This window comes from Streptomyces sp. NPDC059455, assembly GCF_042750115.1.
GTDB classification, from domain to species: Bacteria; Actinomycetota; Actinomycetes; order Streptomycetales; family Streptomycetaceae; genus Streptomyces; species Streptomyces endocoffeicus.
Window position 1 is genome coordinate 1 of record NZ_JBHYVB010000435.1, and the last position, 2881, is coordinate 2881.

Sequence of the window (2881 nt, forward strand, 5' to 3'; positions counted from 1 at the left end):
GGCTGCGGGTGAGTCATGCGTTCCATTCGCCGTTGATGGATCCGATGTTGGAGGAGTTCGCGGCGGTTTTGGAGGGGGTGATCTGTCGCGAGCCGCAGATCGCTATGGTGTTGGGGACACCGGGTGCGGATGTGACGGATCCGGCGTATTGGGTGTCGCATGTGCGGGAGACGGTCCGCCACCACGATGTGGTGCAGGCGATACGGGCCCAGGGTGTCGAGGTCTTCGCCGAACTGGGCCCGGACGGTGCGCTCTCGGCGATGGACGATGAAGGCACCGCGATATGGGTCCCGGCGCTGCGCGAGGGCCAGGACGAACCCGAGACCGCACTACGCGCGCTCGCCGGCCTCTACACATCTGGTGTCGAGGTCGACTGGGCCGCAGTAACGGCTGCTGGCGCCAGCAAGGTCGCGCTGCCGACGTATCCGTTCCAGCGGGAGCGTTACTGGCCCGAGGCGGTGGCCGCCGTCGATCACGACGGCGACTTGACCGATGGTGCGTTCTGGCGGGCGATCGAGAGCAACGACGCCGAGGCGCTCGCCGGGGTACTCGGCCCGACCGCCGAGCGATCGGTGGTCGAATCGCTGCTGCAGGCGCTCTCCGGTCTGCGACAATGTCAGCGCGTTCGTGCGAAGTTCGACTCGCAGCTGTACCGCGTGGCGTGGGAACCGGTGACCGCGGACATGCGGCCGGCGGTCAGTGGCAGCTGGCTGGTCCTCGTCCCCCCGGGGTTCCCTGATGAGGGGGTTGCCGCCGAGGTGCTGGAGGCGTTGTCCGCCGGTGGCGGCGTGGTCCACCGTCTTGAGGCCGACCCGTCGCAGGTCGGTGCCTTGATGGCTGAGCGTTACCCCGAGGCCGTCGGCGTGGTCTCCTTCCTGCCCCCGGGAGAGCCGGTCGCCGACGGCGTCCCGGTGTGGAACGCCACGGTCGAGGCAGTACCCGCCGAGCCGGCCGACCGGCCCGGCGACCCGCGGCAGTCCGTGATCTGGGACCGGCCGTCGATGGCGGGCGGCCGCGGCGGATGTCTTGACCTGCCCCGAACCTGGGACGCCACCACCCGAGGCCTGCTGCGTGCCGTGCTCGGCGGCCAGTACAGCGAGGATCGGCTGGCACTGCGCACGGCGGGAGTGTTCGCCAGGAAGGTGCGCGTCGCACCCGTCGACGCCGACACGTCGCGGCCGCCGTGGCAGCCGAAGGGCAAGGTTCTGCTGGCCGGTGACGACAGCGGCCCGCTCGGCGCGGTACTCACCCGATGGCTGACCGCCGCGGGCGCCGAGGTCGTCCGGGGAACGGACCTGCCGCCGGACGCCGGCGCGGTCGTCTGCCTGCCGGACGACCAGGCCGGGGCACGGTCCATCGAGGCGCTGCTCCACCTGCACGACCAGACGGTCGACCGCGAGCTGTCGGCGTTCGTCGTGATCTCCCATGCCGGCGCCCATCTCGGGATCGAGCAGGACGCGGACAAGCGTGCCTACGGTGCCTTCGCCGATGCCCTGGTGAGCCTGCGCCGGGCAGCCGGCCGCGTGGCCACCTTCATCGCCTGGCACGGTGCCGGCACCCGAGCCGTCGACGGCCTGCGTCACACCGATCCGGACGATCTGGCCGACGTACTTGCCTGGACCGTGGGACACGACCACGCATCCGTCGTCATCGCGGACCTCACGGATGAGCTGCGCTCCACCATCCTGAGCGGATCACGTCATGAGGTGACGCCCGATCAGCACGAAGGCGCCCTGGCCATCGGCTCGTCGGGGGCGGACGGCGAACGTCAGCTCGCCCGTCTGGTCCTGACCCTTGCCGCCGAGGTACTCGGTCACGACGGGCCGCAGGACGTCGACGCCGACCGGAGCTTCCGCGAGCAGGGCTTCGACTCCTACAGCGCGGTCGACCTCCGCAACCGGTTGAAGTCCGCCACTGCACTGCAGTTGCCCTCCACTGTCCTGTTCGACCATCCGACACCGACAGCGCTGGTGGCCTACCTGCGGTCGCAGCTGACCGGCGAGCGAGAGGTTCTGCGGGAAACGCCTGCCGCTGTTGCGCGGATGCAGGAACCGGTGGTGATCGTCGGAATGGGCTGCCGGTACCCCGGCGGGGTCGAGGACCCCGAGGGTTTCTGGCAGTTGATCGTCGCAGGGACCGACGCGATCTCGGAGTTCCCGACGAACCGGGGCTGGGATGTGGAGCGCTTGGACGGCGCCGATCCTGGTGCTGCGGGCGCGGCCTTCGCCCGGGTGGGTGGGTTCCTGGACGGCGCTGGTGAGTTCGATGCGGAGTTCTTCGGGATCAGTCCGCGTGAGGCGTTGGGGATGGACCCGCAGCAGCGACTGCTTTTGGAGACGTGTTGGGAGGCGCTGGAGGACACGGGCATCACCCCGGGTTCACTGCGGGGCACCGACACGGGCGTCTACGCGGGAATCACCGCGCTGGGATACCGGGTCGGCGAGCCGGACGGCGCTGGCGGCTTCGGGATAACGGGGACCACGGCGAGTGTGGCGTCCGGCCGGGTGGCGTACGCGCTGGGCTTGCAGGGCCCTGCGGTGTCGATCGACACGGCGTGTTCGTCGTCGCTGACGGCGATTCACCTGGCGGCGCAGGCGTTGCGGTCCGGTGAGTGCGGGATCGCGCTGGCCGGTGGCGTCACCGTGATGCCCAATCCGGAGATGTTCACGGAGTTCGCGCGGCAGCGGGGGTTGGCTGCCGATGGGCGGTGCAAGCCGTTCGCGGAGGCTGCTGATGGCACCGGGTGGGGCGAGGGCGTCGGTGTCCTGGTGCTGGAGCGGTTGTCGGATGCGCGTGAGCGTGGGCACCGGGTGTTGGCGGTGGTTGCGGGTAGTGCGGTGAACCAGGATGGTGCGAGTAATGGTTTGTCGGCGCCGAATGG

General features: G+C 70.1%; 1 protein-coding gene. It reads left to right on the plus strand.

Annotated features, from left to right (window positions below):
• Positions 1-35: 35 nt before the first annotated feature.
• A partial coding sequence (locus ACFXB5_RS53255; protein WP_385223232.1) for a beta-ketoacyl synthase N-terminal-like domain-containing protein occupies positions 36-2881 on the plus strand: 2846 nt, incomplete at its 3' end.